Source organism: Clostridium rhizosphaerae, from assembly GCF_016765585.1.
Lineage (GTDB): Bacteria > Bacillota > Clostridia > Clostridiales > Clostridiaceae > Clostridium_AT > Clostridium_AT rhizosphaerae.
The window spans coordinates 526,618-553,594 of sequence record NZ_JAESWC010000002.1; the positions used below are offsets into that span (position 1 = coordinate 526,618).

The window sequence follows — 26,977 nt, forward strand, 5'->3', positions numbered from 1 at the left end:
ACATTTATTTTACACACAAAAAAACCAAGCTTTGGAAAAGCTTGGCATAATAATCCTTATTGATTAAACTACCATTGCCTTCCCGCCGAAGGATGTTAACCAAAATTATGTAAGATATCCTGACTTGCACTTCTTCCTCCTGATACCCTTCCCTGATAATTATCAAGTGGCATTGTATCAATTGTCTGTGCCTACAGTAGCGGGGGCTGTTGCGGCATTTGACCGCATTCCCTTACACAATCTGATATTAAGTTCATTTTTAGTTTAACATCTAATTATAAGATTTTCAATATAAACTTTTAAAAATATATTAATATTAAATGGATATACTATATGTACAATAAAAAATGATTGGAGGAGTATATATGAATTTGACAAGCTCATCTCTCTCTTATTTTTTTCTAGCAGTTACTGTTTTATCTATAATATTTTTATTTTATTTTAAGGTTATAGTTTCAAATACTTCTGAAGGAAATTCGAATAGAGACAAGATAATTGGCAAAATGAAAGATCCAGATACTTGGCGAGACAAGAACAATAAAATGTCTTATATTTTCTTATTTTGGTCTATAGTTTCACTAGGTATATTTATTTACCTAAAGTATTATTATGGAACAGGGCTCATATCTGCTGTTTACGTTATAGCATACCTGGTTTTAATGGTTGTTTCAATAGCAATATCTGGAGCAAAAAGGAAGTCTAAAATTTAGCTTCCTTTTTTATTATATCAATAAAATTTTTAACTATCATTGCTGTAAAACCCCATATGACATAATTGTCATACTTATAAAAGTATTGATTTAGCTTACCTCTGCTGAATTTATAGTTTTTTCCTCCTTTTACAAGATGATAAGGAAAATCCTCTTTTAAATTTGGACCTACTTCCATTTCATAAAACTGCGGGTCGCTGCTTAAAAAATATTTTAAAGGAACCTTAAAAATATGATCAACTTCATCTTTATTAGGATTAATACGTTTAGTTTTAAGTTTTGCTATAAAAGGATACATAATACTTCCATAAGGACTTATAAAATAATCCATCTCACCTATATACTCTATGTCATCTTCTAATAAATTGAGCTCTTCTAATGTCTCTCTGACTGCAGCTTCCCTGGGTGTTTCTCCTCCTTCGATTTTACCTCCAGGAAGGCATATGTCTCCTGGCTGGTGCCTTAAACCAAAGGCTCTAACTTCAAAAATTATATAAGTTTCATTTTCTTCCTCACTAAGAAGGAGCATTACTGCATTTTTTTTATAATTTCCCATTATATTTGCAGGTCTATTATTAAATAAATTCTTAATTTCATTAATCATTGAACCACCTCACAAAATTGCTACACTAATTGCTTAAATTTATCTCTGCTAAACTTATCACCAAAGCTGACCATAAATACTCCTAGTATTATAACGATAGATCCAACTATCTGCCAAATATTAATACTTTCCTTTAAAATAAGATATGCTGATATGAGACTTATAATAGGCTGAAGATTTATATAAGTTGAAATCATTGTTGCTCCTAAATGCTCTAAACAATAAATATACATTACATAAGCAATACATGAGCAAAATACCGCTAAAAACAACAAATTGATGCCAGCTTTTGCAGAAGGAATAGATAATTTGCTAAACAGCAAAGCAGGACTTAAAAATAAACATCCCCAGATACCTTGATATGTAGTTATAGTTATACTTTTATAACTTCCTTTAAATCTGCTTGTAATAACGTTGTATACAACCCAGCATAAAGCTGAGGCTATTGCCATCATATCACCTAATGTACCCTTTGAGAATAGACTTATTCTTTCTTTAGAAACTATTATTATTACTATACCTGCTGCACTTAAACAAGCTCCAAGTACTTTCCATAAAGTAAGCCTTTCTTTGAACAAAATTCTTTGTATTATTAGTGTGAAAAGAGGAATAGAGGATATTAATATGGCTACATTTGACGCTGATGTAAAAAGCACTGAATAATTTTCAAAGAAAAAATATAGTGCTACTCCGAAAAATCCTCCAAGGGCCATTCTTATTCTATCCTCTTTGAGTATTTTTTCATCCGGATACTTTTTCTTTAGAATTATAAAAAGTATTATAGAAGCAATAAAAAATCTATAGAACGCAGATAAAACAGGATTTATTTCAAGAACTACTACTTTAATACTTAAATAAGATACACCCCAAATCAACATTATTAAGATCGCTAAAACATGTGCAAGTCTTTTATTATCCATTCTTACCCCCTGCAATTTGAAATAATTTATAACATCACAATAAATATTATATAACATATATACTTAACTTCAATAATATATAAAGTTTTATTATTCTTTATCTTTAAGTTTATTCAAAAGTTTCATATAATTTATATATATTCTACAAAGGCAAAGGCAGGTAATTTACATGAATCTTAGAAGAGTTTTTATTAAAGTTTTAGGAATTGTTCAGGGTGTAGGATTCAGACCTTTTGTTTATAATCTTGCAGCCTCTCTAAATTTAAAGGGCTGGGTAAACAATAATTCAGAAGGCGTTTACATCGATTTAGAAGGTCAATCTTATGACATCGATAAATTTTTGACTGAACTTAAGGATAATCCGCCACCTCTCTCTCGAATTGAAAATATTATTACTGAAGAAATGACTCCTGCGGATTATGCCGCATTTACTATAAAAGAAAGTGAACGAGATGAAAGTAATATCACTCTAATATCCCCTGATATGGCGACTTGCGAAGAGTGCAGAAAAGATATACTTAATCCAAACAACAGGCGATATGGTTATCCTTTTACTAACTGTACAAATTGCGGTCCAAGGTTTTCAATAATAAAATCTATTCCCTATGATAGAGATAAAACAACTATGAAAAAATTTAAAATGTGTTGTCTTTGCATGAGTGAGTACAAAGATCCTTCAAACAGAAGGTTTCATGCTCAGCCTAATGCATGTGATGATTGCGGACCTCATATATGGATTACTGATGCTAATGGGTCTGAATTAAACATTAATTATGAATCAAGTATACCTAGAAGCTTAAATACACTTAAATGGGCTGTTAAAAAGCTTAAGGAAGGTAAAATTTTTGCAATAAAAGGCTTAACTGGGTTTCATTTATGCTGTGATGCTTATAATGAAGAAGCCGTTAAACTATTAAGGGAAAGAAAGCACAGACCTCATAAACCTTTTGCAGTAATGGCTAAAAACTTAGATATAGTAAAAAAATATTGTCATGTAAACACTAGAGAAGAAAGTTTGTTAACAGGAATAAAAAAACCTATTGTACTGCTAAATCAAAAGCAGGATTTCTCCTTAACTGAGGCTATTGCTCCAAATCAAAATACTTTAGGAGTAATGCTTCCATATACTCCACTTCATGAACTGTTGTTTAATGAAGGCATGGATATCATGATTATGACAAGTGCGAATTTTTATAGTCTTCCTCTAGAATTTAATAACGATTCTGCTATAAAGAACTTGTCTTCTATAGTTGACTATTTTCTTTTTCATAATAGGGATATATATATACCTGTGGATGATTCAGTAGTAAAAGTTATAAATGATGAGGAAATGATTATTAGGCGAGCAAGAGGCTATGCCCCGGATCCTTTTAAATATGAAGATATAGAAGAAATTTTAGCTTGCGGCCCAAACATGAAAAACACCTTCAGCATAGGCAAGGAAAACTTTATATTTATGAGTCAGCATAATGGAGATTTAGAAAACTTAGAAACAATTGAACACTATAGCAGAAATATAGAGCACTTAAAAAATATTTTTTCTTTTCATCCAAAATACTTAGCCTTCGATCTTCATCCTGATTACGCTTCAACAATTTATTCGGAGGACTATGTTACTCCTAAGATAGGAATCCAGCATCATCATGCTCATATAGCTAGCTGCTTGGCTGAAAATAAAATAAAAAGCAAGGTTATTGGTATTGCTTTTGATGGTACAGGCTATGGAACAGATGGAACCTTGTGGGGCGGTGAGTTTTTTATTTGTGATACTTTAGATTTTAAAAGACTTGCTCATTTAGATTATATTAAAATGCCAGGAGGCGAGATGGCTATTAAAGAGCCCTGGAGGATGGGTGCTTCCTATGTACATGAAGCTTATAAAAGGATCCCCAATAATGAATTTAAAAAAAATTATGAGCTTAATGCTCTAATCAAAATTCTTTTTGCTGATAAAGGATTAAACCTTATAAAAATACTTGAAAGCTCTTTAAATAATATAAAAACCTCAAGTATGGGAAGGCTTTTTGATGCAGTATCAAGCATAATAGGAATAAATCAAGCAGTAACCTACGAAGGCCAAGCATCAATAGAACTAGAGAATATCATTAATAAAACAGTCACAGGATATTATCCTTTTAATATAGTTTATGAGGATGAATCTTACATTATTGAGCCTTATGAAACTATTTTATCTATTATAAAGGATAAAATTAATAATGTTGAAAGTAGTGAAATCAGCGCGAAATTTCATAATACAATAGTTGAGATTACTTATAATATATGCTCATTAATTCGTAATAAAACAAACATTAACGAAGTTGCATTAAGCGGCGGCGTTTTTCAAAACTCTTACCTTTTAGTGAATGTAGTTAAAAGACTTAAAGAAGATGGCTTTGCTGTATATACAAATAAATCTATCCCTATTAATGATGGAGGTATTTCCTTTGGGCAAATTGTTATAGCTAATGAAAGACTTAAACATAATTTGTAGAAATATATAAAATCTGTAGCAACTTATTGCTTTCAGCATATTATACTAATATGAAATGAAGATTTCAACTAATTAATGTTGTATTTGAAATATATCATTTTCATATGTTCCTCCCCATTATATACACCCTTACTTAGAGTAAATGACTGGTGGCAACCCCCTTTTATCTTCCACCAGTCATTTGCTTTTTTGCTTTAATATAATAATAAAAAGATTTATAATATTATAGTAATATTTTTCAGGAGGTTTATTATGAGATTTATAGATTTAAGAAGCGATACTGTAACAGTACCTACTAAAGCGATGAGAGATGCTATGTATAATGCAGAAGTTGGAGATGATGTATACGCTGATGATCCAACTGTGATAGAACTTGAAGCCTATGCAGCAGAACTTGTGGGTAAAGAAGCTGCAATATTTGTACCAAGCGGAACTTTTGGAAATCAGCTTGCTCTTTTAACTCACTGCAGACGAGGCGATGAAGTTATAGTAGGTGACGATAGCCATATAGTTGTTCATGAAGTTGGGGCTTCTGCAGTTATAGCAGGTGTTCAGCTCAGAACTTTAAATAGCGTAAAAGGAGAATTAAATCCCCTAGAAGTAGAATCCAAAATACGAGGTGAAGATATCCATTTTCCTAGTACAGGACTTATTTGTCTTGAAAACGCACATTCAAATGGCAGAGTAATTTCATTAGATAATATGGAAAAAATATATGCTATAGCAAGAAAACATAATCTTCCTGTGCATCTTGATGGAGCAAGACTTTTTAATGCTAGTACATATCTTAATGTACCTGTGAAGGATGTGACCAAATATTGTGACTCAGTAATGTTTTGTCTTTCTAAAGGCCTGTGTGCGCCTGTTGGTTCAATTCTGGCAGGAAGCAAAAATTTTGTAGATAGTGCCCGCAAAGGAAGAAAACTTATGGGTGGTGGCCTTAGGCAGGCAGGTTTTTTAGCTGCGGCAGGACTTGTGGCTCTCAGAGAAATGACAGGAAGATTAAAAGAGGATCATGAAAACGCAAAATACCTGGCAGAAGAGCTTTCAAAAATACCTTCCATAAAGGTAAAAATAGATGATGTACATATTGATATGGTATTCTTTGATGCTTCTGAAATCAAATATGATCATGATAAATTAGTACAGGAATTTTATAATAAGGGTATAAAAATCAGTCCGTCAGAAAATGGTGAATTTAGATTTCTTACTAATTATTGGGTTTCTAGAGAAGATATAAATTATGTAATTGATACATTTAAAAATATACTCGAAAATAAATAATGTAAAAACAGCTGAAGCACACTTTAGTACTTCAGCTGTTTTTATAAATACTTCTTTTCAAATTCTTCAACTAAGGTCATATATTTTTCCTGCTTTTTTTGCTCCTTTGCAGTACTTTCTACCTCTTTGCATTTTTGTTCTACTTCTTCTAGAGCTTCTTTACTCAGCGCTCTCTTAGCAAAAGAATAAATTGCAGTATCTTCTTTATCAATATGTCTGTTTAATAAATCAGTATAGCAAATTGAATTAGCAATTATATCTACTTTAGAATCTTTATCCCCAGCTTTATATTTTTCTAGTGCATTCTCAAGGTTTGATATAAAGAATCTTCCTTGGTCATGTTCAGCAAACATTGCCGCAACAGGACCTTTTGCTATACTTTCGTCTAGATTCTGCTGCATTTTTTTGAAAAGTATATTCTCTTCCTTTGCATGATGGTGTTTGTCAGCATAATTTCTAACAAAATCAATAACCTTATCAAAATCTTGGTAGTCGACCTCATCATTATTAAGCACCTTTATACACATACTTCGAATAACTTTAAGCATTCTTTTGATATTTTTGTGTTCACTTACCATTAGATCTATTGCATCCATTTTGTTCCTCCTTATAGTCGGAAGCACTGAGCAATTAAAGATTTCTCGCTCCTGCTCGCTAATTGCTCGTGAAAGTCCATTTAGGACTTTTACCTCCTTACATCTGGAAGCACTGAGTAATTTAAAACTCTCGCTCCCGCTCAAAAATTACTCGTTAAAGGTCATTTAGACCTTTAACCTTAGTATAGTTTTTATCAGCATGACTTAAATATTCCTTTATTTCAAGATTAATATTAATAATTTACTGCAACCTAAAATATATTATTCAGTATTTAGTATAGCACTTTAGAAACTTTTATAACTAAATATATTGATTACACATATATAATATATTACAATTAATCAGTAAATAAGTTTATTTTATTAAAATAATAAAATTAAATGCACTATTAATCTTATAGTATAGCACTTTTAGAAAATTTGAAGGAGAGATAAAATAATGAATAATTGTTTAGTTGCTCAATCAGGTGGACCTACGTCTGTAATAAATGCTTCCTTTATGGGAGTTTTAGATGAAGCTTTGAATTGTAATTCTTATGATAATATTTATGCTGGTATAAATGGTATAGAAGGCATACTAAATAAAAAACTTAAAAATTTATCAGCTATTCCTTATGATAAACTTAAAGGATTAAAATATACTCCCTCCTCTGCATTGGGTTCCTGCAGATATAAAATGAAAGATTATAAATGTGACAGCTCAGAATACGAAAATTTAATTAAAATCTTTGAAGAGTATAATATAAAAACATTTTTCTATATTGGCGGAAACGACTCTATGGATACAGTGAGAGCTCTTAGTGAGTATACTAAGCTTAAAAACATAGATGTTAAAGTATTAGGTATCCCAAAAACTATTGACAATGATTTAATGGAAACTGATCATACTCCTGGTTTTGGTAGTGCTGCAAAATTCATAGCAACCACTATTTTAGAAAGCTATTTAGATTCTTCTGTATATATAAATAATGGTATTTTTATAGTAGAAACTATGGGAAGAGACACCGGATGGCTCACTGCCAGTGCAGCACTTGCAAAAATAAATGGACGAAGTATTGTTGATTTTATTTATCTTCCTGAAGCTCCTTTTTCAAAGGAAAAATTTATATCTGATGTACGACAAAGATTTGAAGATCAAAATCAAGTATTTATAGTTGCCTCTGAGGGAATTAAATATGAAAATGGAGAATTTGTTGCTACCTCAACCTCAAGTCAGCTTCATGATAACTTTGGTCATGCACAACTTGGCGGAGTGTGCGGAAGCTTAAAAAATCTTATAGTAGAAAGCGGAATAACCTCCCGTGTTAAAACATTAGAACTTGGAGTTACCCAGCGTTCAGCAATGCACTGCTCTTCTTTAACAGATATAGATGAAGCCTATAATGTAGGAAGAAAAGCAGTTAAATATTCCTCTGAAGGCATTACTGGATATATGGTTGCTATAAGAAGACTTCAGAATGAACCTTATAAATCTGATACAATATTAGTTGAACCTTCTAAAGTTGCAAATCATGTGAAATATTTCCCAAAAACTTGGATCAATAAAGAAGGTAATGGAATTAGTAAAGAGGCTGTTGATTATATCCTCCCTCTTATACAAGGTTCTCCGGTTATTCCCACTGAAAATGGCCTTCCAAGCTATACAATGCTTAAAAAATAAGCTGATGGACCTCTTTGGTCCATCAGCTTATTTTATTCATAGCTATCATCATCTTTGAATAAATTATTTAATACTGATTTAACTTCTCCCCATGAATATCCTTTTCTGAGCATAAATTCACTAAGCTTTTTATGGAGCTTTCTTTTATCACTCTCACTCTTAACAAGACTTCTATACTTTTTTTCAGCAAGATTTAGTGCTGCTGCTTCTCCAATATCTTTATCTGTACTTCCAAGTTTATCCTCAATAATATATTCTGATATACCCTTTTTTATCAAATCATATTTTATTTTATTTCTTCCCTGAGATTTTATTTTATCATTAATATAAAGCCTAACGTACTCCTCATCATTTATAAAATTATAGCTTTTCAAAAATTCTATAGCCTTTTGTACATGTGCTTCTTCATATTCCTTTTCTATTAACTTGTCATATATCTGCTTTTCTGTTTTATAACTTCTTTCTATTATCTTTAAGGCAGTACTTTTACATTTTAAAAAGTTATCCCCATCTACAATCTCTTTGAGCTTATCTACGTCAACCTCTTCATTTACCTTTAGCTTATGTATGTAAACAAGTTCTGCACTACAGGAAAAAGTATATTCATAATTAATATAAATATTTACCCTATCTACGTTTTTCTTTTGAGTTTCTATTTTTGTTATAATATTTTTCATAACTATTAGTATTACCTTTCTTTAACTAGACCTTGAAGTTAAAATATGGATTGCTGGTTTACTAAACACCTTGTTTGCAACATCATAAATATGCTGCATTTTAATTATCTCCAAGTTTTTCATATCCTCTACAAATTCATATATACTTTCTTCCTCAAGACTCTGATGAAGAACATAATTTCCAAGATCTGTTGAATCTTCCAAGGTAGCAGCAACTGCAGTTTTTAACACCTTTTTCATTAAATTTACTGTTTCCTCATTAAAGTCTATTTCCCTATTTTTAATTTTAGCAATGCAGCTATCTATGGTGCTTAAAGCCTCTTCTATACTATCAGCCCCAACAGCTGTATAAATATAAAGAGTTTTGACATGGCTTGTCATATCAAGCTGGGAATACACATCATAAGCTAAACCTTTTTCTTCTCTCAATTCCCTGAAAAGAATGGAGTTTGCACTTTCTCCAAACTTATGATTTAAAATTTTTAGAGCCAATTCTTCGAGCTTGCTAAAACCATGAAAAGTAAAAGCATAAATAATAGTACTCTGCTCTATATTCTCTTTATAAGTAGTCTTTTTTATTTCTATATTATCTTCAGTTATAATTTTTTCCTTTTCTAACTTTCCATATTGCCATAGGGAAAAATATTTATTTACAAGTTCTAAAACCTCTTCATGCTCATAAGGAGATACAATTGTTATGTTACAGTTATTGGGAACATAATATCTATTATAAAACTCAACTAGCTGCTGTCTGTTAAGTCTTTTAACAGTTTTTTCTTCTCCTAAGATATCATATCTCAGCGCACTTTTATTGAACGCTATCTCATTTATTTTATTAAAACTATAATCTTCTATATCATCTCTGCTTGTTCTTATCTCTGCTAATATAACTCCTCTTTCCTTTTCTATTTCTTCTTCTGGAAAGGTAGAGTTTATAATCATATCTGAGAGTATTTCAAGAGAAGGTTCTAACTCTTCACTTAGTGCCGTAATACCATATACCGTGCAGGTATAATCAGTATAAGCGTTATATTCTCCTCCCCTTTTTTCAAGAGCATCATTAAGTTCTTCATTATTTCTATTTTTTGTACCTTTATAAAGCATATGTTCTATAAAGTGAGATACACCTCTGTTCCTTGCCTTCTCAATAACTGATCCAACATTTATTCCTATATGAATAGAAGTTATTTGTGTATTCCTCTTTATTGTAATTACCTTTAATCCATTATGTAAAATTTTTGTTTCAGTATCAAATATCTTATTTTCCATACTATCTCCTTAACTAACAAATTAACAAAGCTGTGCTTAATACTTAATTATTATAATACAATATATATATAATGCAATAAAGTTCTCACATTAATGATGTCACAAAATATCCAATCGTCAAGGATTTTTAGGACATCATTAATGTATTAGAGCTTTTACATTGTATGTAAATAAAAATGTTATTAATTTCTTAATAAAATTGACTTACTTTTAAAACCTTGTTAAAATGTACAAGTATTAAAATGTTTAATTAAAGACAGTTCGTAACCATCCTGTCTATAAACAAAACTAGGAGGTATATAAAATGAATTTTAAAACACGTAAAATTGTAACTGCGGCTTTAATTGGTGCTGTTTATGCTGTACTTACTCTATTTTTAGCACCATTCAGCTACGGAGAAATCCAGTTTAGAGCTTCTGAGGCTCTCACGATTCTGCCTTTCTTTTCAAGTTTTCCTATTTATGGACTTTTTATAGGCTGTATAGCAGCAAATATCTTAAGCCCAATTGGACCATTAGATATGATTTTTGGTTCCTTTGCAACTCTTATCGCTGCAATTATTACCTATTATATCGGAAAAAGCAACTTAAGATTCAAAAGATATCTTGCTCCCCTTCCTGCAGTAATTGTTAATGGTGTTGTAATTGGGTTACTCATAAGTTATACTGCCAAAATACCTTTTATAATTCCAGCGCTTCAGGTTGCCTTTGGCGAGCTTGTCGTATGCTATGTTCTCGGACTTCCTCTGCTTGTTATTATAGAGAAAAATCCAAGACTTAAAAACTATTTCAGTAAAGTATTTTAGCTTTATATTTTTAGAAACTTTATATTGACAATATATGTATACTATATCTATTATTAAAAACTCCTTCATAAACTATATTGAAAGAAATATTTAACAAAGTATTTTTAGGGGGAGTATAATGTCTAAGTTTTTAAAAATAGTAGCTGTACTAGTTTTAATATTGCTTATTGAAGCTTTACTTATTTACTTAGGTTACGTAAAAAATAAGGAAACTGACATAAAATACTTTAATAATTATGATCAAAATATAATTATTTTATCTTATCCCTAAAAAATCCGATTGGCACACCGCCAATCGGATTTTAATTATACTTGAAGAGCAAATTTCAATATAAATAGTATTGCAAAGATATACATAATTGGATGTACTTCTTTTGCTTTTCCTTTAACTATTTTTACTATTGTGTAAAATATAAAGCCAGCAGCTATGCCATTAGCTATACTATAAGTAAAAGGCATCATAACAAGCGTCAGGAAAGCCGGTAGTGCTTCTTCAAAATTGTCAAAGTCAATTCTCATAATTGAACTTATCATAAGAACACCAACTATTATTAAAGCCGGTGCAGTTGCCTGGGCTGGAACTATACCAACAAGGGGAGATAGGAACAGTGCTAAGAAGAAACATATTGCAACAACAACTGAAGTTAGACCTGTTCTTCCCCCTTCACTTATACCTGCAGCACTCTCAACATAAGTAGTTACGTTACTTGTTCCAAGAAGCGCTCCAATGGATGTAGCTGTGGCATCAGCAAATAAAGCTTTATCAATTTTTCTTGGAAACATTCCTTTTTTAGGAACGTCATTTTTTTCATCAAACATACCTGTTTTAGCACCTGTACCAATAAAAGTTCCAATTGTATCGAAGGTATCTACTAAGCTAAAAGAAACAATTATTGTTATAGCAGTAAGTATTCCTGTTTTAGCTGAGAATAATTGTGTAAAGTCAAGTTTTAAGAAGGTATGGCTTAAGCTTGGCGGAAGTGAAACTATATTAAAGGATTCCGGAAGAAAAATATTAAGTTTAGCACCAAAGAAAGCCTGGGCTATAACTCCTACTATTGTTGTGGCAATAATTCCAAGAAGTATAGATCCTTTTACTCTTTTAACCATAAGTGCTGTAGTTAAAATTAATCCAAATACTGCAAGAAGAGTTCCTGGATTTCTTATATCACCAAACTTAACTAGTGTTGCAGCATCTGAAGCAACAATCCCAGCTTCTTTAAAGCCTATAAGAGCAATAAATAGCCCAATTCCAGCACCGATAGCATTTTTTAATGATTCAGGAATAGCATTTACGATTGCTATTCTTATCTTTGTAACAGTTATAAAAATATTAATAAGACCGCAAATAAATACTGCTGCTAAAGCAGCTTTCCATGAATATTTAGCTGCTCCAACCACATAAAATGTGAAGAAGGCATTCATACCCATTCCTGCTGCCTGTGCAAATGGAACATTAGCAACAAGACCCATAACTAAGGTTCCAATAATTGCAGATAAAACTGTTGCTACAAAAACTGATCCTATAATTGGATCGTTAGCTACTGTAAGCCCAGCTTTGGCCACATCCCCAAACATAAGACCTTTTCCATTCATCCCTGCCTGCCCTAGTATTTGAGGATTTACAAATATAATGTAAGCCATTGTAATAAAAGTCGTTACTCCAGCAATAATTTCCGTCTTTACCGTGGTGTTGTTTTCCTCCAGTTTAAAATAATCTTTCATCAAAACTCCCCCTAAATTATTTTACTATATTACTATTTTTTCTACCCTCCCTTCTAAAAACAATTTACTTTTCCACTAAAACCATTGCCAGCAAATAATACATGTCCCCATTAAATTATATGTATCAATTTACAGAAATAAACCATTTATAATGCTTCCAAAATATTATTATTGTCGACTTGCAAAGCTTATTGTATAATTTCATTATGTATTTGTATAAAGGAGTTGAAATTTTTGTTACACACAATTAAAAAAACAGATTATGAATCTAAAGGAGGATTAAAAAATATACTTAAAGAAAATTTACTTTTTCTTGCTAAGGATATATTTTTTTATATAACCTTAATAACCCTACTTTTAAAATCTATTTTCTTTGTCTTATTAATAAATAGTGATAAGGCAATCAAATTAAATCCTGCCTGGGCTTTTTATGGAGATCCTCATATATTGGTTTATGTATGCTTTATAGCAGTATTTTTGTCTTTTTCGTTTTTATTTAAGAAAAGAGCTCATGTTTGGTATTTAATTATTTTCAATATTTTATTTACTATACTTTTAGTATCAGATTTATGGTATTACAGAGGTTTTAATAGCTTTATAACCTTGCATGTATTTGATCAGGCAACAAATTTGGACAACCTATCTAGTGATATAGTTTCGATGATGAGAGGTATTGATATACTATTTTTTATAGATATATTCGTGCTTATACCTTTAGCTTTAATATTTAAGAAAGCTTACAAAAATCATAGAAGGTTACCATTATTATTTATTACTATATCATTAATATCAGTAGCCTACATTTGGTTTGCACATTATAAAATTGACATAGTTGAAAAAGGACAAAAAACTATACTGTTCAGAATTTGCTGGACTCCTAATCAAACTATGGCTAATTTGTCTCCAATTGGCTACCATATATATGACGGATATAATTTCTGGCTGGATAACAAACCTTTTGAGATGTCTGAAAAGGACAAAGCTGAAATAAAGGATTGGTTTAATGCGAAGAAAGAAAACCTGCCTGATAATGAATATAAAGGCTTATTTAAGGGCAAGAATTTAATTGTTTTACAGGTTGAATCCCTTGAAAACTTCGTTATAAATCAAAAAATAAATAATCAGGAAATTACACCAAATATCAATAAACTGCTTAAAAACAGCTTGTATTTCAGTGATTATCATGAGCAGGTTTATAATGGTACAAGCTCAGATGCTGATTTGATGACAAATACATCAATTTATCCTATTAGAAGGGGAAGTACATTTTTCAGGTTTCCAAATAACAGTTATAATTCTCTGCCTAAGCTTTTGGAAAAGGATGGGTATAGTACAACAGCTATACATCCAGACAAAGGTTCTTACTGGAACTGGCAGCCTGCTCTTACTTCAATAGGTTTTCAAAAGACTATAGACTCATCTCACTTTAATATGGATGAGACCATAGGGCTTGGGTTAAGTGACGGCTCATATTTAAAACAAGTTGAACCTATTATAGCTAATCAAAAGCAGCCTTTTTATGATTTCCTAGTTACACTAACAAGCCATGGCCCTTTTGATCTTCCTAAACAATACAGAGAATTGAAGCTTGATCCTAAGCTTGAGGATACAAAAATGGGCGGGTACTTGCAAAGTATTCATTATGTTGACAAGCACATAGGGTTGCTAGTTGATAAACTTGAAAAAGAAGGTACTCTTGATAATACCGTACTTGTTGTTTATGGAGACCATACGGGAATTCATAAATATTATGATGATGAAGTTTCCAAAATAACTCCTCAAGAGTCTTGGTGGAATAATAATAATTGGAGAATTCCCCTTATTATGTATTCAAAAAACTTAAACAGTCAGGAAATAAAAACAATCGGTGGTCAAGTTGATTTATTTCCAACATTGTCTTACTTGATGGGAATTAATCCTTCTGATTATGAAAGTACAGCAATAGGAAGAAATCTATTAAATACAAAGAAAAACTTTGCAGTTCTTGCAAGCGGAAAATATATAGGTGATAAATCAAGCGACCAAGAAGAGCAAGAGGCTGTAAAAGGTATAGATATAGCGGATAAGATTATTAGAAGCAACTACTTTAAGAATTACAGCAAATAAAAGAAAAGCTTAGATAAAAACTTATCTAAGCTTTTCTTTTTGTATGTTTTTATGCATCATAGCTAGGAGTGTTATAAAAATAAATATTATAATACCACTGACTATAAAAGCCCATGCCGCTCCAAATCTATCTGCTGTTGTTCCAGAAAAAAAATTTCCAACTGGTGTACTTCCAGCAAATACCAAGGCATAAACGCTCATCACTCTTCCTCTGTACTTATCTTCAGAGTTAATTTGCAGAGTTGAATTTGCAGTTGTTGAAAAATAAATATTGAATATTCCTGTAGCTGCCAAGGTTAATGCTGTTAAATATTGATATCTGCTAAGTCCAGTACAAACAAGCAAAATAGATACTATAATAGAGCTCCTAACCAGAATTCTAGTCTTAGGCCCTGATTTGCTTTTTAGTGATACAGTTAACGCCCCAATCAGGGAACCAATACCTAGTGATGACATCAAAAATCCATAGGTTCCTTCAGATTGGCGAAGAACGTTCTTAGTGAAAACAGGAAGAAGCACGTTGTAGTTGAAAGCAAATATGCCCATAACAGTTACCATCAATACTGTTTTAAACAAAATAGGAGTTTTATATATATATTTTAACCCATCTTTAATTTCATCTATAATTTTGCTTTTATCTTTCTCTTTTCTAACATATGGTATAGGCTCTATTTGCAGCAAACCAAATATTACAGCTACAAAGCTTAAACCATTTAATAGAAAACACCAAGCTGCCCCTAATTTACTCATTAAAACTGCACCTACTGCAGGACCTAAAATTCTTGCAAGATTAAATGTTGCAGAATTTAATGCAATAGCATTCATCAAATCCTTTTTACCTACTACTTCAACAATAAAAGTTTGCCTTGTAGGCATATCTAATGTATTTGTAAAACCTAATAATAGTGCAAGAATAAGAATATGCTCATATCTGACTTTATGGGTAAAGACTAAAAAGGATAAAACAAAGGCAAGTATCATTGATATGCTTTGTGTTATAAGTAAAATCTTCTTTTTAGGAAATCTGTCTACAACAACTCCTGCAAATAGTGAAAAAACTGTTACAGGCAAAAACTGTATGGTTCCAACAAGTCCAAGCAAGAATGGCGAACCTGTTAGAGTAAATACCAACCAAGATTGACCTATATTCTGCATCCAAGTTCCAATTAGTGACACACACTGCCCAGACCAATAATATCTAAAGTTTTTATGCGTCAATGCATGAAAATTTGTTTTACCAAAGTCTTTAATACTTGCGGAAATATTCTTCATTGTATTCCCCCTAAATTTAAGCTTATGCAGTTTGTGTTTTAACAAAAGACATGTTTTCCCACTTTCTAGATTTCCATCTCCAAAGCATTAATATACCTCTCAGCCACTCGTCACAAGCGAAGGATATCCACATCCCTACAAGCCCTAACCCAAAATGAATTCCTAAAATATATGAAAGTAAAACACTTACCCCCCACATGGACATAATACCCATATAAACCGGGAATTTCACGTCTCCAGAAGCTCTCAAAGAATTAATGACCACAAGATTGAAAGTTCTTCCTGGTTCAAGAATGAAATCTATTATAAGTATAGTTCCCCCTATAGCTATTATGTCTTTGTTCTGTGTAAATATTGATAGTAGCCGAGTTCTAAAGAGAGCAAATACTCCTGCCATAACCAGTGAAGAAATCATAGCAAGCTTCAAACTCTTCAAACATGTCTTATAAGCTTTTTCCTTTTTGTTTTCTCCTACCAGATGACCAACAAGTATTTCTGTTCCCTGCCCTATTGCTACTGCAAATAAATAAGCAAACATAACAATATTTTGAACGTAAGCCTTTGTAGTTAATGCTTCATTGCTGAGCATGTTTATAAAATAAGTTACTACAAGCTGAGACATATTATAAGACAGCTGCTCGCCGGCAGTTGGTATGCCTATCTTTAATAAATCCCTCAATATATCTTTTGGAAAAGGACGCAAGTACTTAAAGCTTAAATTCTTTTCAACTTTTGTTAAAAGTATATAAAGCATTACAATAAGCCCTAAGAACTTGCTTATATTAGTAGAAACAGCCACTCCTTTTACTCCAAGTACCGGAAGGCCAAATGGTCCAAAAATAAAGATATAATCTAGAATTACATGAACTACATTCATTCCTAAAGTAACATACATGGATATTTTTGTCAAACCGTGATTTCTTACAACAGCTGTTATAGTCATAAGCACTGATTGGAAAAATAAAAATCCACCAACAATACCTAAGTAGTCCTTTCCATACTGCAATAAATCTGCTCTTATGTTCATAATCCTTAAAATCGAAGTACTTCCCAAAAACATAGTTAAGCTCAAAACTACACCAATAATAAGATTTAAGCACAAAGATACTAAAGTTACCTTGCTTGCTCTTTCTTTATTTTGAGCTCCTAAGTTTTGAGCTACTAAAACTGCAGTTCCAGTGGAAAGTACTCCAAAAAGAATATTCATCATTCCTATGAGCTGATTAGAAACCCCTACTGCAGCTACAGCATTATCAGAATATTTTCCAAGCATCAATGTATCAACACTTCCTAGAAGCATAAATAATAATATTTCTATGAAAATTGGCCACGTTAAGCTGACTACATTCATTTTTCTCTTTTTAGCCTTATTCATTATTGTCCCCCTTGTAAATCTATACCTATATTATTTGTTAATGTTTCCGCTGCAAACTTCTGAGCTTTTTTCAAAAGAACTTCCTATCAATATATCCTCAGTAACCAGATTTCTGCTATATTTGTTTTTCAAGTTTAAAAGATATATATCGTGATGTATATGCTCAGATATAATAGAAGCCATAAGAGAATTACCAGTAAATGTTCCAAATATCTCTTTATTTTTATTCTCATTTGCAATAAATGCCTGTTTGTTATCTACTACCATCATCAATCTTTTATCACCACAGTAAATGGTCTTTGATTCATGATGATAATATTCAGCTTTAATTCCGGACATATCCAAAGGTTCAAAGGAAAATAATATTATTCTTACACCCTTTTCAGATAAAGTTATTAACTCATCTTTAAATAACTGTATTTGAAAATTAGTAGAGATATAAACTTCCTTTTCAGCACTAAGCAGCAGCCTCTTAGTATTATTAATAAAATTATCAAAGCCTTTAATATTCCAATACTGTTCTTCTGAACCTTTGCTTTCAAAACTGGATAAATATTTATCCAAATAATCTATAGAACTTGAATAACTTTTTTTTATTTTTTCAATAAGCTGTTTTGGCTCTTCAACTTTATAGATTGTAGGTTCACCAGACAACATAAATACGTGCCCTTTATTGTACAAACTTTCAAGAGCTGCATAAACAGAAGTTCTCGATATACTTAAGTATTTTGAAATCTGTGATCCATTGAGCTGTCCATATTTTAAAAGGCATATGAAAACTTCTGCCTCAATCCTTGTAAAGTTAAAGTTTTGCAGGCTCTCCAGTACTTTATCCATATTAAAACTCCCTCCATGTTTTGTTGTATTAATTGTACAACACCGTCAAGGTGAAGTCAATTTTGCTATTGTATACAATAAAATTTATATAATATAAAGGGGCTGTATCAAAACAGCCCCTTTACTATATCTAATTTAAAATATCTATTATATCCTTATAACTTTTTCCATCTGATACCGCCTTCATAACTCTTTTTTTTACACTATCATATTTATGAAATATCATTTTGGCTCCCTTAACATCTTCATATACCTTCCAATATCCACTGTATAAATAGTTTTTACCAGAATTCTTTCTAAAGCCTAATACATCATGTAGTGGTATTCCTAAAAACAAACCAATCTCATACGGGCAGCCTTCTCCATAGTTTTTTCTTAATGTATTCAGTAAATTATCAACGGATCCTTTATCCTGATACCCCTCTCCTTCTAAGAACTTTATACTCTTATCTTCACAAAGTACATTCTCTAAAAGTTGTGCATCATAAAATAAAACAGTATAATTTTCATATGTAATATTTAATTCATAGTATTTTAAGGGAATATTTTTAATAAATTCTTTTTTGTTTTCCTTCCATAAACTATAACTGTTCATATATTTATTAGATAAATTTATTAAAGTTGCACATTTGTCTCCTGAAATTGTTGGTGCCATACCATATGTAATAATATCATACAAATATTCTTTTTGATCTAAGTTATTCATCTTATCCATAAATTCATTTACTAGTGCGTTCATTATTCTTCACCTCATCGAATTACTAATCAGCCTTAAACCACTGACATAATTTTTTATAGTATTCCCGTGGTATAGTTATAAATTCAATAGCATTACTTATTGTACAAATCCCTATTTTATTGTAGGATTAAAATGCTCTACTATTTTTTATCTGGAGGTTGTATATGATTAAAAATGTTATATTTGATATAGGACGAGTATTGCTGGATTTTGAACCTTTTATATATCTAAATAATTTATATTCTGATAGCAATTTATCTAAGTTACTATATGAGGAGATATTTTGCAGCAAGGAATGGATAGGTCTTGATGAAGGCAGTATTAATGATATTGATGCTGTTAATATATTCTGTAAAAGAAATCCTAACTATAATAAAGAAATAATGCAGATAATGAGTAACTGGACTGATATCTTAAGCCCAATAGAAGGAACTGTGGAAGTTCTTGAAACTTTAAAGAAGAGTAATTATAAAATTTATCTGCTTTCTAACTTTCACTATAATGCTTTCAATCAAGTTTACAGCAAGTACAAATTTTTAAAGCTCGCTAATGGGATTGTTATATCTTCGCATATAAATTTATTAAAACCTAACAAGGAAATTTATAATCATTTATTAGATAAGTATTCACTAAAAGCTTCTGAAAGCATATTTATCGATGATACTCTTGCAAATATTGAAGCTGCAAAATCTATTGATATAGCAACTATCCACTTTAAAAATTCCAACCAGTTAAAAGATGACTTAAAAAGCTTAAATCTACTTTAACTTAATAGTTCTTTATGCTGCATATGAAATTATATATGCAGCCTTATTTATTATATAAATATCTATATATTTGAAATTCTGCTATTTATATTACTGCGATGCCACATATTTAGTATAGATTTGTCCAATTGTGTCTGTTACAATTGTTAATGTAATGAAAAGCCGAATCTCCATAAAGGAGTACGGGGGATATCCATTGGGGTGAATCTTATTTTAAAGAAGGGTACCTCTTACCCTAACCCGTCAACTAACCTCGGAGGCAAAAGGAGGAAGACATGATAAATTCAAAGAATCTTAAAGTATTATTATTTACAGCAGCCATAACTCTTTTCTCAGCTCATTCAGCTAAAGCAGCCGATTATACAGTTTCATCAGGCGATTCACTATATACAGTAGGTAAACTTTTCAATACAAATACTTATACTTTAAAAGGAGATAATAGGTTGTCTAGCGACATAATTTATCCTGGACAAGTATTGAACGTTCGAGCTAAGGATTATACTGTAAAATCTGGTGATACTCTTTATCTGATAGCTAAAAATAATGGTATTTCACTAAATTTTTTAAGAAAAGCCAATAATTATTGGACCGATTATATATACCCAGGTCAAAAACTGATAATACCTGGTACAAGCTATTCTGTTAATTCTACTTCTCAAACTCATTATGGCGTAATACCATACACAGATAGCGATTTAGACCTTTTGGCCAGATTAGTACATGCTGAAGCTCAAGGTGAACCTTATAAGGCTAAGGCTGCAGTTGCAGCTGTAGTTGTTAATAGAGTTCAAAGCTCTGCTTGGCCAAATACCATAAGAGATGTAATTTACCAAAGAATAAATGGTTATTATCAATTTTCACCGGTTTTAAACGGAATGATAAATCAAGCTGCAACTTCAGAAGATAGACAAGCTGCTCTTGATGCATTAAATGGTTATGACCCAACAAATGGAGCTCAGTTCTACTTTGATGATAGCACTAAAAATACTTGGCTTTGGTCAAAGCCAGTAGCACTAAGAGTAGATAATATGGTTTTTTCATACTAATTGTGTTTAGAAGGTTATTTGTTTTTACAGATAACCTTCTACCTATCTTTAGCACTAATAAAATATATAATTTTAAAAATTTAATTTATAGGAGTGATTATTGTAAAAAGATTGAAATCTTTCGTTACTTCAATTATAATTTTATCTGCTTTAATATTAGTTCCTAAGTACTATGCCAGCGCAGCTGAAATCCCTTCTATAAGTAGAGCGCAGGCAGAAAACAGAGCACTTCAAATGATAAACCTTACTTGGAACTATGACAGAAATAAGAATTCAAATTTAAGCACAGCTTATGTCCCTTATGTAACTCAGCCTAATCAGATGAATGGAATATCTAACGGATTAATGACTGGAATTCCATATAATTGGGGTGGGCATGATAGTCTTGATTCTAGTTCATACAATACTCCTTGGACAAATTTTTCAGATGCAGTAAACAAAGGCGCTTTTATAGGAAATGTTAATACGGATGCTGGTTATGGACTTATCCCGGGAACCGCAGGAATTGACTGTTCCGGATTTGTACAAGCTTCTTATAATATACCTGGTACAAAATTATCAACCTACTCTATGTTTGACACCTATTTCAAGAAAATAAGTTTAAGTGATTTAAAGCATATGGATATTCTTGATAGACCTGGAGATCACGTTTTAATTTTTGACAAATGGGGAACTTTAAATGGAATACAAGGTGCCTTTACCTACGAATCTACTTGGGATCAAGTCTTTGGAGGTATACAGGGCACAAAGAATTACTTTGTAACAATGGATGATATAAATAACGGATATATTCCTGGAAGATATGTTAACATTATTGAGAATACTTCAGAAGCTTCTCCATCAACCAGTCAGACTATAAATTTTATAAAAATAGCTAATGTAAACTACTATGCTAACTTTAGAGCAAATGCTTCAACAGCTTCAAATATTATTGGAAGAATTCCTAAAGATACTGTTGTTAAAGTATTGCAAAATTTAAATGGCTGGTATCAAGTTTCTTATAACGGACAGACAGGATGGGTATCTCAAAATCTAACCACAACAATTTCTTCTCGTAAGTACATTGAGCTTTATAATGCTTATATGCTTAATATAAGAGTTAATCCATCAACTTCAGCATCAATAATCAGCACTTTAAGCAATAATCAATATGCTGAGGTAATAGATTCCACTTCAAATCCTGATTGGTTTAAAATAAGTATCAATGGAAATCAGGGATGGGTATCTAATGATTATGTAAAATATATATATTAATACAGTGTACAGCCAATAGGCTGTACATTTTCTTTTACAAATGCTAATATTAAATAGAATAATTTTATTAAATTTGTAATTATGGGGATGATTAACATGAAAAACAGAGATGTAAAAAAATTAGTTCAAAGCTCTCTTTTATTAGCTGTTGTTATAGTTTTTCAGATTATTGGCAGCAGAATACCAGGCATAAACCAATATATTGTTGGCTCAGTGGTTAACGCTGCTTTATTGATTACTGTATTTGTAAGCGGAACCTTTTACGGAGCAGCTGTTGGTGTACTAACACCTTGGACAGCCTTGCTTGTAGGTCAGCTAAAGCCTGCAATGACACCCTTTATACCATTTATAATGCTTGGTAATGCTATTTTTGTTATTGCCTTTGGAATTATATATAAGAAAGAACCCTTTGGAAAGTATGCCGGTATTATTATTGGTGCTATACTAAAATTCGGCTTCCTATACTTATCTGCAAATAAGATAATTTATGCTTTAAACATGAATTTTCCTAAAAAAGTTGCACAAGCATTATCTGTTGCTATGGGAGCAGCTCAGCTTGTTACTGCATTATTAGGAGGCTTGCTGGCATTGGTACTTATTGAAATAATCTTTAAACGAATAAAGCTTACAAATGAAACAAGATCAGCACTATAGCTGATCTTTTATTTCTATAACTACGGGACAGTGGTCTGATCCGGTAACTTCATTTAAAATCTTTGCATCACTAACATATGGCAGCAAATTGTTAGAGACAAAATGGTAATCAATTCTCCACCCTACATTTCTTTCTCTAGCCTTAAACATATAGCTCCACCAGGAATATTGTATTTTATCTGGATTAATATATCTGAAGCTGTCAGTATAGCCGATTTTAATAAACTTATCCAGCCATGCTCTTTCAACCGGAAGAAAACCTGAGTTTTTTTCATTTGCCTTAGCATTTTTAATATCCATCTCGGTATGAGCAGTGTTGTAATCACCGCAAATTATGAGTTTTTTCCCTTCACTTACAAGTGAATTGCAGTATTCTAACAAGGCATCATAAAATTCCATTTTATAGCTAAGTCTATCTTCATTCATTTGACCGTTTGGAAAATATATATTAAGCAAAGTAAAAGTCTCAAATTCTGTTTCAAGAATCCTTCCTTCACTATCAAACTTCTCAATGCCTATTCCGTGCTTTACACTTAGTGGTTTCATCTTTGTATAGGTTGCTACACCGCTGTAGCCTTTTTTCTCTGCAAAGCTAAAGTAAGAGTAATAACCCTCGATATTTGTAAAACTGTCCTCAAGCTTATCCTCTTGAAGCTTAGTCTCCTGTATACATAATATATCTGGATTGTCTGCCTTTATCCACTCTAAAAAACCTTTTTTCATTACTGCTCTAAGTCCATTAACATTCCATGAATAAATTCTCATTTTATTTCTTCCTTTACTATTAATTATCTGTTGTAATCCACTTTGTAAGCTCTGATGATGGCTTTCTTACAGCCCCGTGTTTTTCCATATCAGGATACCCTAAATATATCAATGCTAATACTTCATCTTTTTCCTTAAGTCCAAAAAACTCTTTCATTTTTACGTGGTAGCAAGCTTTGCCTGTTTTCCAATAAGCTGCTAAACCTAATTCATGAGCTGCTAAAAGCATGTTCTGAACAGCAGCATAAACCGCTCCTAATTCTTCTAATCTGATTACTTTCTCGTTTTCAGTTACTTCTGCTGCTACTGCAATTATTATAGGTGCTCTAAAAGGTTTACTTTTTTCTTTTTCAAGCTTTTTCTTCCCCTCTTCTGTATCTGCACTAACCCCCATATCTAAAGCTATATCTTCCATTACCCTTGAAAGAGCCTTCCTTCCATCTCCTGCAATAACAAAAAATCTCCAAGGCTGAGTTAAATATCTGTTTGGTGCCCATGTTCCAGCATCGATTATTTGCTCTATTAATTCTTTTGGTATTTCATCGCTTTTCACCTTTCCTATAGACCTTCTGGTTTTTATTGCATTTAATACATTCATCTATATCATCCTTTCATTAAAAGCTATTGAACCTTTACCAAGATATTATCTTTATATTGATTTTTATGCTTTTATTATTTATGAAAATCACATATTTTATTTTATTAATCAAATAATAATCAAGTAAGTAAACATAATGCAATAAAATTCTTATATTCATGATATCACAAAATCTCTAATTTTTATGAGTTTTGAGGACATCATGAATATAATAGTACTTTTGCATTGTATATAATCAGTATTTATCTTTTGTGAAGGAGGCATTATTATAAAACGCATATACCTAATTACCATTATATTCTTTTTATTTTTTATAATACACCCTTTTTGTAATATTGTAAAAGCCGAAAATTTATATGATCATAATTCTAAACATAATAAAAATTATAGTATACTAGTTGATTTAGTCGATAACAGATTATACTTGATTGATCAATTAAATAACAAGATTATAAAAAATTATCCAATAGCCGGCGGAAAGCCTACAACACCTTCCCCTTTAGGAACCTTCACAATTATTAGTAAAGGCGAGTGGAGTGCTGGTTTTGGCACACGCTGGATGGGCCTCAATGTGCCTTGGGGGAGATACGGTATTCATGGAACAAATAAACCCTTATCTATCGGTGGTCATGTTTCACTTGGATGCATACGAATGTTAAATATGGATGTCGAAGATCTTTATAAGCTTGTAGGGTATGGTACCCCTGTATGTATATACGGAGGTCCATATAATATGTTTGTAAATGAATTCAGAGTTTTAGATCCTGGAAATACAGGTTCAGATGTATATGAAGTTCAAAGGCGACTTAAAGATAAGGGTTATTATAGTGGGCCATTAGATGGAAGATATGGGGAAGGAATGAAGGCACAGGTAATTAAATTTAGAAAAGATAATAATTTAAAAATAACTCATACTATTGACAAGGAATTTTACAATGCAATGCAGATGAAACCTTTCGAATAAAAAAGCCCGGAAATTCCGGGCTTTTTTTATTGTTTAACCTCTGACCATATATCATCATAAAGCTTGATTGAGTCACCGATATCTTTTAAATGCTCTCCTTTTTTTACTTCTTCTTCAGGCGGATAAATCCCCTTATCATCTAAAATTTTCTTATCTATATATTGATAAGCTGCTGTATTTGGATTCCCATAAGGATACGCTTCAGATATTTCTGCGCTTATTTCAGGCTCCATAATAAAGTTCATAAATAATTCAGCAGCTCTCACATTTTTAGCACCTTTAGGAATCACGAAATTATCCTGTTGAAGAAATAAACCCTCTTTAGGTATTACCATCTTAACATTCTTATTTTCTCTACCTGCAAGACTTCCCTCTGCTCCCCAGGCAAAAATCATCTTTGCTTCACCATTTATAAGCATAGTTTTAGGGCTGTCACTGTCATAGGCCTTTACATTAGGCTGAAGCTTCTTAAGCTCCTCTTTGGCTCGTGCCAAGGCCTTTTCATCAACTTCATTCATTGAGTACCCGAGTTTTTTAAGTGCCATACCTATTATTATTCTTTCATCATCTAATAATGCTATAGAGCCCTTAAATTCAGGTTTCCATAAATCTGCGTAGGAGGTAACATCTCCATCTTTAACCTTTGAACCATCAACTGCAATTATTCCTGCAGTCCACATATAGGGTATGCTGTACTTATTTCCGGGGTCAAAAGATTGGTTCATAAACTGTTTGCCCATATTATTGATATTAGTCAGGCTATCCTTATTTATCTCCTTCAGCAAATTCTGCTTTCTCATTATCTCTACCATATAATCACTGGCAACAGTTAAATCATACTGTGAACCTCCAGCCATTATTTTAGCAAGCATTTCTTCATTAGATGAAAAAGTACTATAGTTAACTTTAATGTTGTAGGTTTGTTCAAATTTATCAATTACAGATTGAGGCAGATATTCTGACCAGTTAAATATACTAAGTTCCTGCTTCGCTCCCTCAGACTGTTTTGCAAGTACCCACATTCCTCCGCTGATGCTTGTTATGCAGATAGCAATTACTATAAAAACTGCACCTGCTTTTTTCATATTAATGTTAGACTTTCTAAGAATTAATGCAAAACTTACAACTACTATAGTAAATAAAATTATTAAAGTTGAAAGTGCATTTATCTCTGGAGTTACTCCAAACTTAACCATTGAAAATACTTTTAGCGGCAAAGTAGTGCTGTTAGGTCCTGCAGTAAAGAAGCTTATTATCATATCATCTAATGATAGAGTAAAAGCAAGAAGGCCTCCTGCTATTACTCCAGGCATAATAATAGGCAAAGTAACCTTTAAAAATGTTTGAACTGGAGTTGCACCTAAATCCATAGCAGCTTCCTCAACAGATTTATCAAATCCATCAAGCCTTGCCCGTACAACTGCAATAACATAAGAAACACTAAAAGTAACATGCGCTATAATTAAAGACACCATTCCCATTGGGACCTTTACTATTGAGAAAAATGCTAAAAGAGATATTCCCATCACTATTTCAGGTATAACTAATGGAATATATAGAATTCCATCCATTATGTTCTTACCTTTAAAGTTATACTTATACATTCCCACAGCAGCTAAAGTACCAATCATTACAGAAATAATAGTGCTAGCCACAGCTATGATTAAACTATTTTTCACTGCACCAAGAATTCCGGCATTGTGAACTAAACTCTTGTACCACTTAAAAGTAAACCCTGTCCATACAGCATTAAGCTTTGAGTCATTGAAAGAAAATGCTATTAATATAATTATTGGAATATAGAGGAACATGTAAATTAAAAAGCTATATAGTTTTGCCAGAAAACTCTTCTTTTTCAT

Annotated in this window: 25 protein-coding genes and 2 riboswitches; of the genes, 12 read left to right on the plus strand and 13 right to left on the minus strand. The window is 31.7% G+C overall.

Annotated elements, in window-relative coordinates:
* Nucleotides 1–92: 92 nt before the first annotated feature.
* Nucleotides 93–271: riboswitch (cobalamin riboswitch) on the minus strand.
* A 94-nt stretch (nucleotides 272–365) separates the two neighbouring features.
* Nucleotides 366–710 (plus strand): hypothetical protein, encoded by a 345-nt coding sequence (locus tag JK636_RS05790; protein ID WP_202747874.1) that lies wholly within the window; start codon nucleotides 366–368, stop codon nucleotides 708–710.
* Here the strand turns inward: JK636_RS05790 and JK636_RS05795 are convergent.
* Together JK636_RS05795 and JK636_RS05800 are read right to left on the minus strand one after the other, a co-directional pair.
* The gene (locus JK636_RS05795) at nucleotides 700–1,314 is read right to left on the minus strand and encodes an NUDIX hydrolase (protein ID WP_202747875.1); all 615 of its coding nucleotides are present in this window, start codon (nucleotides 1,312–1,314) and stop codon (nucleotides 700–702) included. The two genes, JK636_RS05790 and JK636_RS05795, sit on opposite strands and share 11 nt — an antisense overlap.
* A 20-nt stretch (nucleotides 1,315–1,334) precedes the next feature.
* Entirely contained in the window at nucleotides 1,335–2,234 is a 900-nt protein-coding gene (locus JK636_RS05800) for a DMT family transporter (protein ID WP_202747876.1), read from the minus strand.
* A gap of 169 nt (nucleotides 2,235–2,403) precedes the next feature.
* On the opposite strand from JK636_RS05800, the gene hypF reads away from it, so the two are divergent.
* Nucleotides 2,404–4,725 carry a carbamoyltransferase HypF gene (gene hypF / locus JK636_RS05805; protein ID WP_202747877.1) on the plus strand — a complete coding sequence of 774 codons (2,322 nt, stop codon included), beginning with the start codon at nucleotides 2,404–2,406 and terminating at the stop codon, nucleotides 4,723–4,725.
* Nucleotides 4,726–4,977: 252 nt separating this feature from the next.
* Nucleotides 4,978–6,009: a low-specificity L-threonine aldolase gene (gene ltaE / locus JK636_RS05810; protein ID WP_202747878.1), complete on the plus strand. Its 1,032-nt coding sequence runs from the start codon at nucleotides 4,978–4,980 to the stop codon at nucleotides 6,007–6,009.
* Between the two features lie 41 nt (nucleotides 6,010–6,050).
* Here the strand turns inward: ltaE and JK636_RS05815 are convergent, their stop codons facing one another.
* Nucleotides 6,051–6,605: a hemerythrin domain-containing protein gene (locus JK636_RS05815; protein ID WP_202747879.1), complete on the minus strand. Its 555-nt coding sequence runs from the start codon at nucleotides 6,603–6,605 to the stop codon at nucleotides 6,051–6,053.
* Nucleotides 6,606–7,044: 439 nt separating this feature from the next.
* Between JK636_RS05815 and JK636_RS05820 the strand changes: the two genes are divergently transcribed.
* Nucleotides 7,045–8,265: a 6-phosphofructokinase gene (locus JK636_RS05820; protein WP_202747880.1), complete on the plus strand. Its 1,221-nt coding sequence runs from the start codon at nucleotides 7,045–7,047 to the stop codon at nucleotides 8,263–8,265.
* A 32-nt stretch (nucleotides 8,266–8,297) separates the two neighbouring features.
* Here the strand turns inward: JK636_RS05820 and recX are convergent, their stop codons facing one another.
* Both recX and JK636_RS05830 read right to left on the minus strand, forming a co-directional pair.
* On the minus strand, nucleotides 8,298–8,942 hold the full coding sequence (recX, locus tag JK636_RS05825) for a recombination regulator RecX (RefSeq protein WP_202747881.1): 645 nt from the start codon (nucleotides 8,940–8,942) through the stop codon (nucleotides 8,298–8,300).
* Between the two features lie 21 nt (nucleotides 8,943–8,963).
* Complete coding sequence (locus JK636_RS05830) at nucleotides 8,964–10,211, minus strand: M16 family metallopeptidase (protein WP_202747882.1); 1,248 nt, start codon at nucleotides 10,209–10,211, stop codon at nucleotides 8,964–8,966.
* Between the two features lie 304 nt (nucleotides 10,212–10,515).
* On the opposite strand from JK636_RS05830, the gene JK636_RS05835 reads away from it, so the two are divergent.
* Entirely contained in the window at nucleotides 10,516–11,016 is a 501-nt protein-coding gene (locus tag JK636_RS05835; RefSeq protein WP_202747883.1) for a QueT transporter family protein, read from the plus strand.
* A 118-nt stretch (nucleotides 11,017–11,134) separates the two neighbouring features.
* Nucleotides 11,135–11,287, plus strand: a complete 153-nt coding sequence (locus JK636_RS05840; protein WP_202747884.1) for a hypothetical protein — start codon at nucleotides 11,135–11,137, stop codon at nucleotides 11,285–11,287.
* A 35-nt stretch (nucleotides 11,288–11,322) separates the two neighbouring features.
* On the opposite strand, the gene JK636_RS05845 is transcribed toward JK636_RS05840, so the two are convergent.
* Nucleotides 11,323–12,741 (minus strand): NCS2 family permease, encoded by a 1,419-nt coding sequence (locus tag JK636_RS05845; protein ID WP_202747885.1) that lies wholly within the window; start codon nucleotides 12,739–12,741, stop codon nucleotides 11,323–11,325.
* A 234-nt stretch (nucleotides 12,742–12,975) separates the two neighbouring features.
* On the opposite strand from JK636_RS05845, the gene JK636_RS05850 reads away from it, so the two are divergent.
* On the plus strand, nucleotides 12,976–14,847 hold the full coding sequence (locus tag JK636_RS05850) for an LTA synthase family protein (RefSeq protein WP_207751700.1): 1,872 nt from the start codon (nucleotides 12,976–12,978) through the stop codon (nucleotides 14,845–14,847).
* 21 nt (nucleotides 14,848–14,868) lie between these two features.
* On the opposite strand, the gene JK636_RS05855 is transcribed toward JK636_RS05850, so the two are convergent.
* The 4 genes from JK636_RS05855 to JK636_RS05870 all read right to left on the minus strand — a co-directional run bounded on the left by JK636_RS05855 (nucleotide 14,869) and on the right by JK636_RS05870 (nucleotide 19,070).
* Nucleotides 14,869–16,119 (minus strand): MFS transporter, encoded by a 1,251-nt coding sequence (locus JK636_RS05855; protein WP_202747886.1) that lies wholly within the window; start codon nucleotides 16,117–16,119, stop codon nucleotides 14,869–14,871.
* Nucleotides 16,120–16,141: 22 nt separating this feature from the next.
* Entirely contained in the window at nucleotides 16,142–17,494 is a 1,353-nt protein-coding gene (locus tag JK636_RS05860) for an MATE family efflux transporter (protein ID WP_202747887.1), read from the minus strand.
* A 30-nt stretch (nucleotides 17,495–17,524) separates the two neighbouring features.
* On the minus strand, nucleotides 17,525–18,331 hold the full coding sequence (locus JK636_RS05865) for a TrmB family transcriptional regulator (RefSeq protein ID WP_202747888.1): 807 nt from the start codon (nucleotides 18,329–18,331) through the stop codon (nucleotides 17,525–17,527).
* 130 nt (nucleotides 18,332–18,461) lie between these two features.
* A complete protein-coding gene (locus tag JK636_RS05870; RefSeq protein ID WP_202747889.1) occupies nucleotides 18,462–19,070 on the minus strand; it encodes a DUF3793 family protein in 609 nt (202 codons plus the stop codon).
* Nucleotides 19,071–19,234: 164 nt separating this feature from the next.
* Between JK636_RS05870 and JK636_RS05875 the strand changes: the two genes are divergently transcribed.
* From JK636_RS05875 to JK636_RS05890, 4 genes are all read left to right on the plus strand, one after another.
* Nucleotides 19,235–19,837 (plus strand): HAD family hydrolase, encoded by a 603-nt coding sequence (locus JK636_RS05875; RefSeq protein ID WP_202747890.1) that lies wholly within the window; start codon nucleotides 19,235–19,237, stop codon nucleotides 19,835–19,837.
* A 150-nt stretch (nucleotides 19,838–19,987) separates the two neighbouring features.
* A riboswitch (cyclic di-AMP (ydaO/yuaA leader) is annotated at nucleotides 19,988–20,114 on the plus strand.
* A complete protein-coding gene (locus JK636_RS05880; RefSeq protein ID WP_202747891.1) occupies nucleotides 20,113–20,883 on the plus strand; it encodes a cell wall hydrolase in 771 nt (256 codons plus the stop codon). Its footprint overlaps the riboswitch before it by 2 nt.
* Nucleotides 20,884–20,994: 111 nt before the next feature.
* Nucleotides 20,995–22,137, plus strand: a complete 1,143-nt coding sequence (locus JK636_RS05885) for an SH3 domain-containing protein (RefSeq protein ID WP_243428124.1) — start codon at nucleotides 20,995–20,997, stop codon at nucleotides 22,135–22,137.
* Between the two features lie 96 nt (nucleotides 22,138–22,233).
* Complete coding sequence (locus JK636_RS05890; protein ID WP_202747892.1) at nucleotides 22,234–22,791, plus strand: ECF transporter S component; 558 nt, start codon at nucleotides 22,234–22,236, stop codon at nucleotides 22,789–22,791.
* On the opposite strand, the gene JK636_RS05895 is transcribed toward JK636_RS05890, so the two are convergent.
* On the minus strand, nucleotides 22,786–23,556 hold the full coding sequence (locus tag JK636_RS05895; RefSeq protein ID WP_202747893.1) for an exodeoxyribonuclease III: 771 nt from the start codon (nucleotides 23,554–23,556) through the stop codon (nucleotides 22,786–22,788). The two genes, JK636_RS05890 and JK636_RS05895, sit on opposite strands and share 6 nt — an antisense overlap.
* A gap of 19 nt (nucleotides 23,557–23,575) precedes the next feature.
* A complete protein-coding gene (locus JK636_RS05900) occupies nucleotides 23,576–24,154 on the minus strand; it encodes a nitroreductase family protein (RefSeq protein WP_202747894.1) in 579 nt (192 codons plus the stop codon).
* A gap of 391 nt (nucleotides 24,155–24,545) precedes the next feature.
* On the opposite strand from JK636_RS05900, the gene JK636_RS24000 reads away from it, so the two are divergent.
* Nucleotides 24,546–25,118, plus strand: coding sequence for a L,D-transpeptidase family protein (locus JK636_RS24000; protein ID WP_338025754.1), 573 nt, complete (start codon nucleotides 24,546–24,548; stop codon nucleotides 25,116–25,118).
* Nucleotides 25,119–25,144: 26 nt separating this feature from the next.
* Here JK636_RS24000 and JK636_RS05910 read toward each other — a convergent pair whose 3' ends face one another.
* Nucleotides 25,145–26,977 carry an extracellular solute-binding protein gene (locus tag JK636_RS05910; protein WP_202747895.1) on the minus strand — a complete coding sequence of 611 codons (1,833 nt, stop codon included), beginning with the start codon at nucleotides 26,975–26,977 and terminating at the stop codon, nucleotides 25,145–25,147.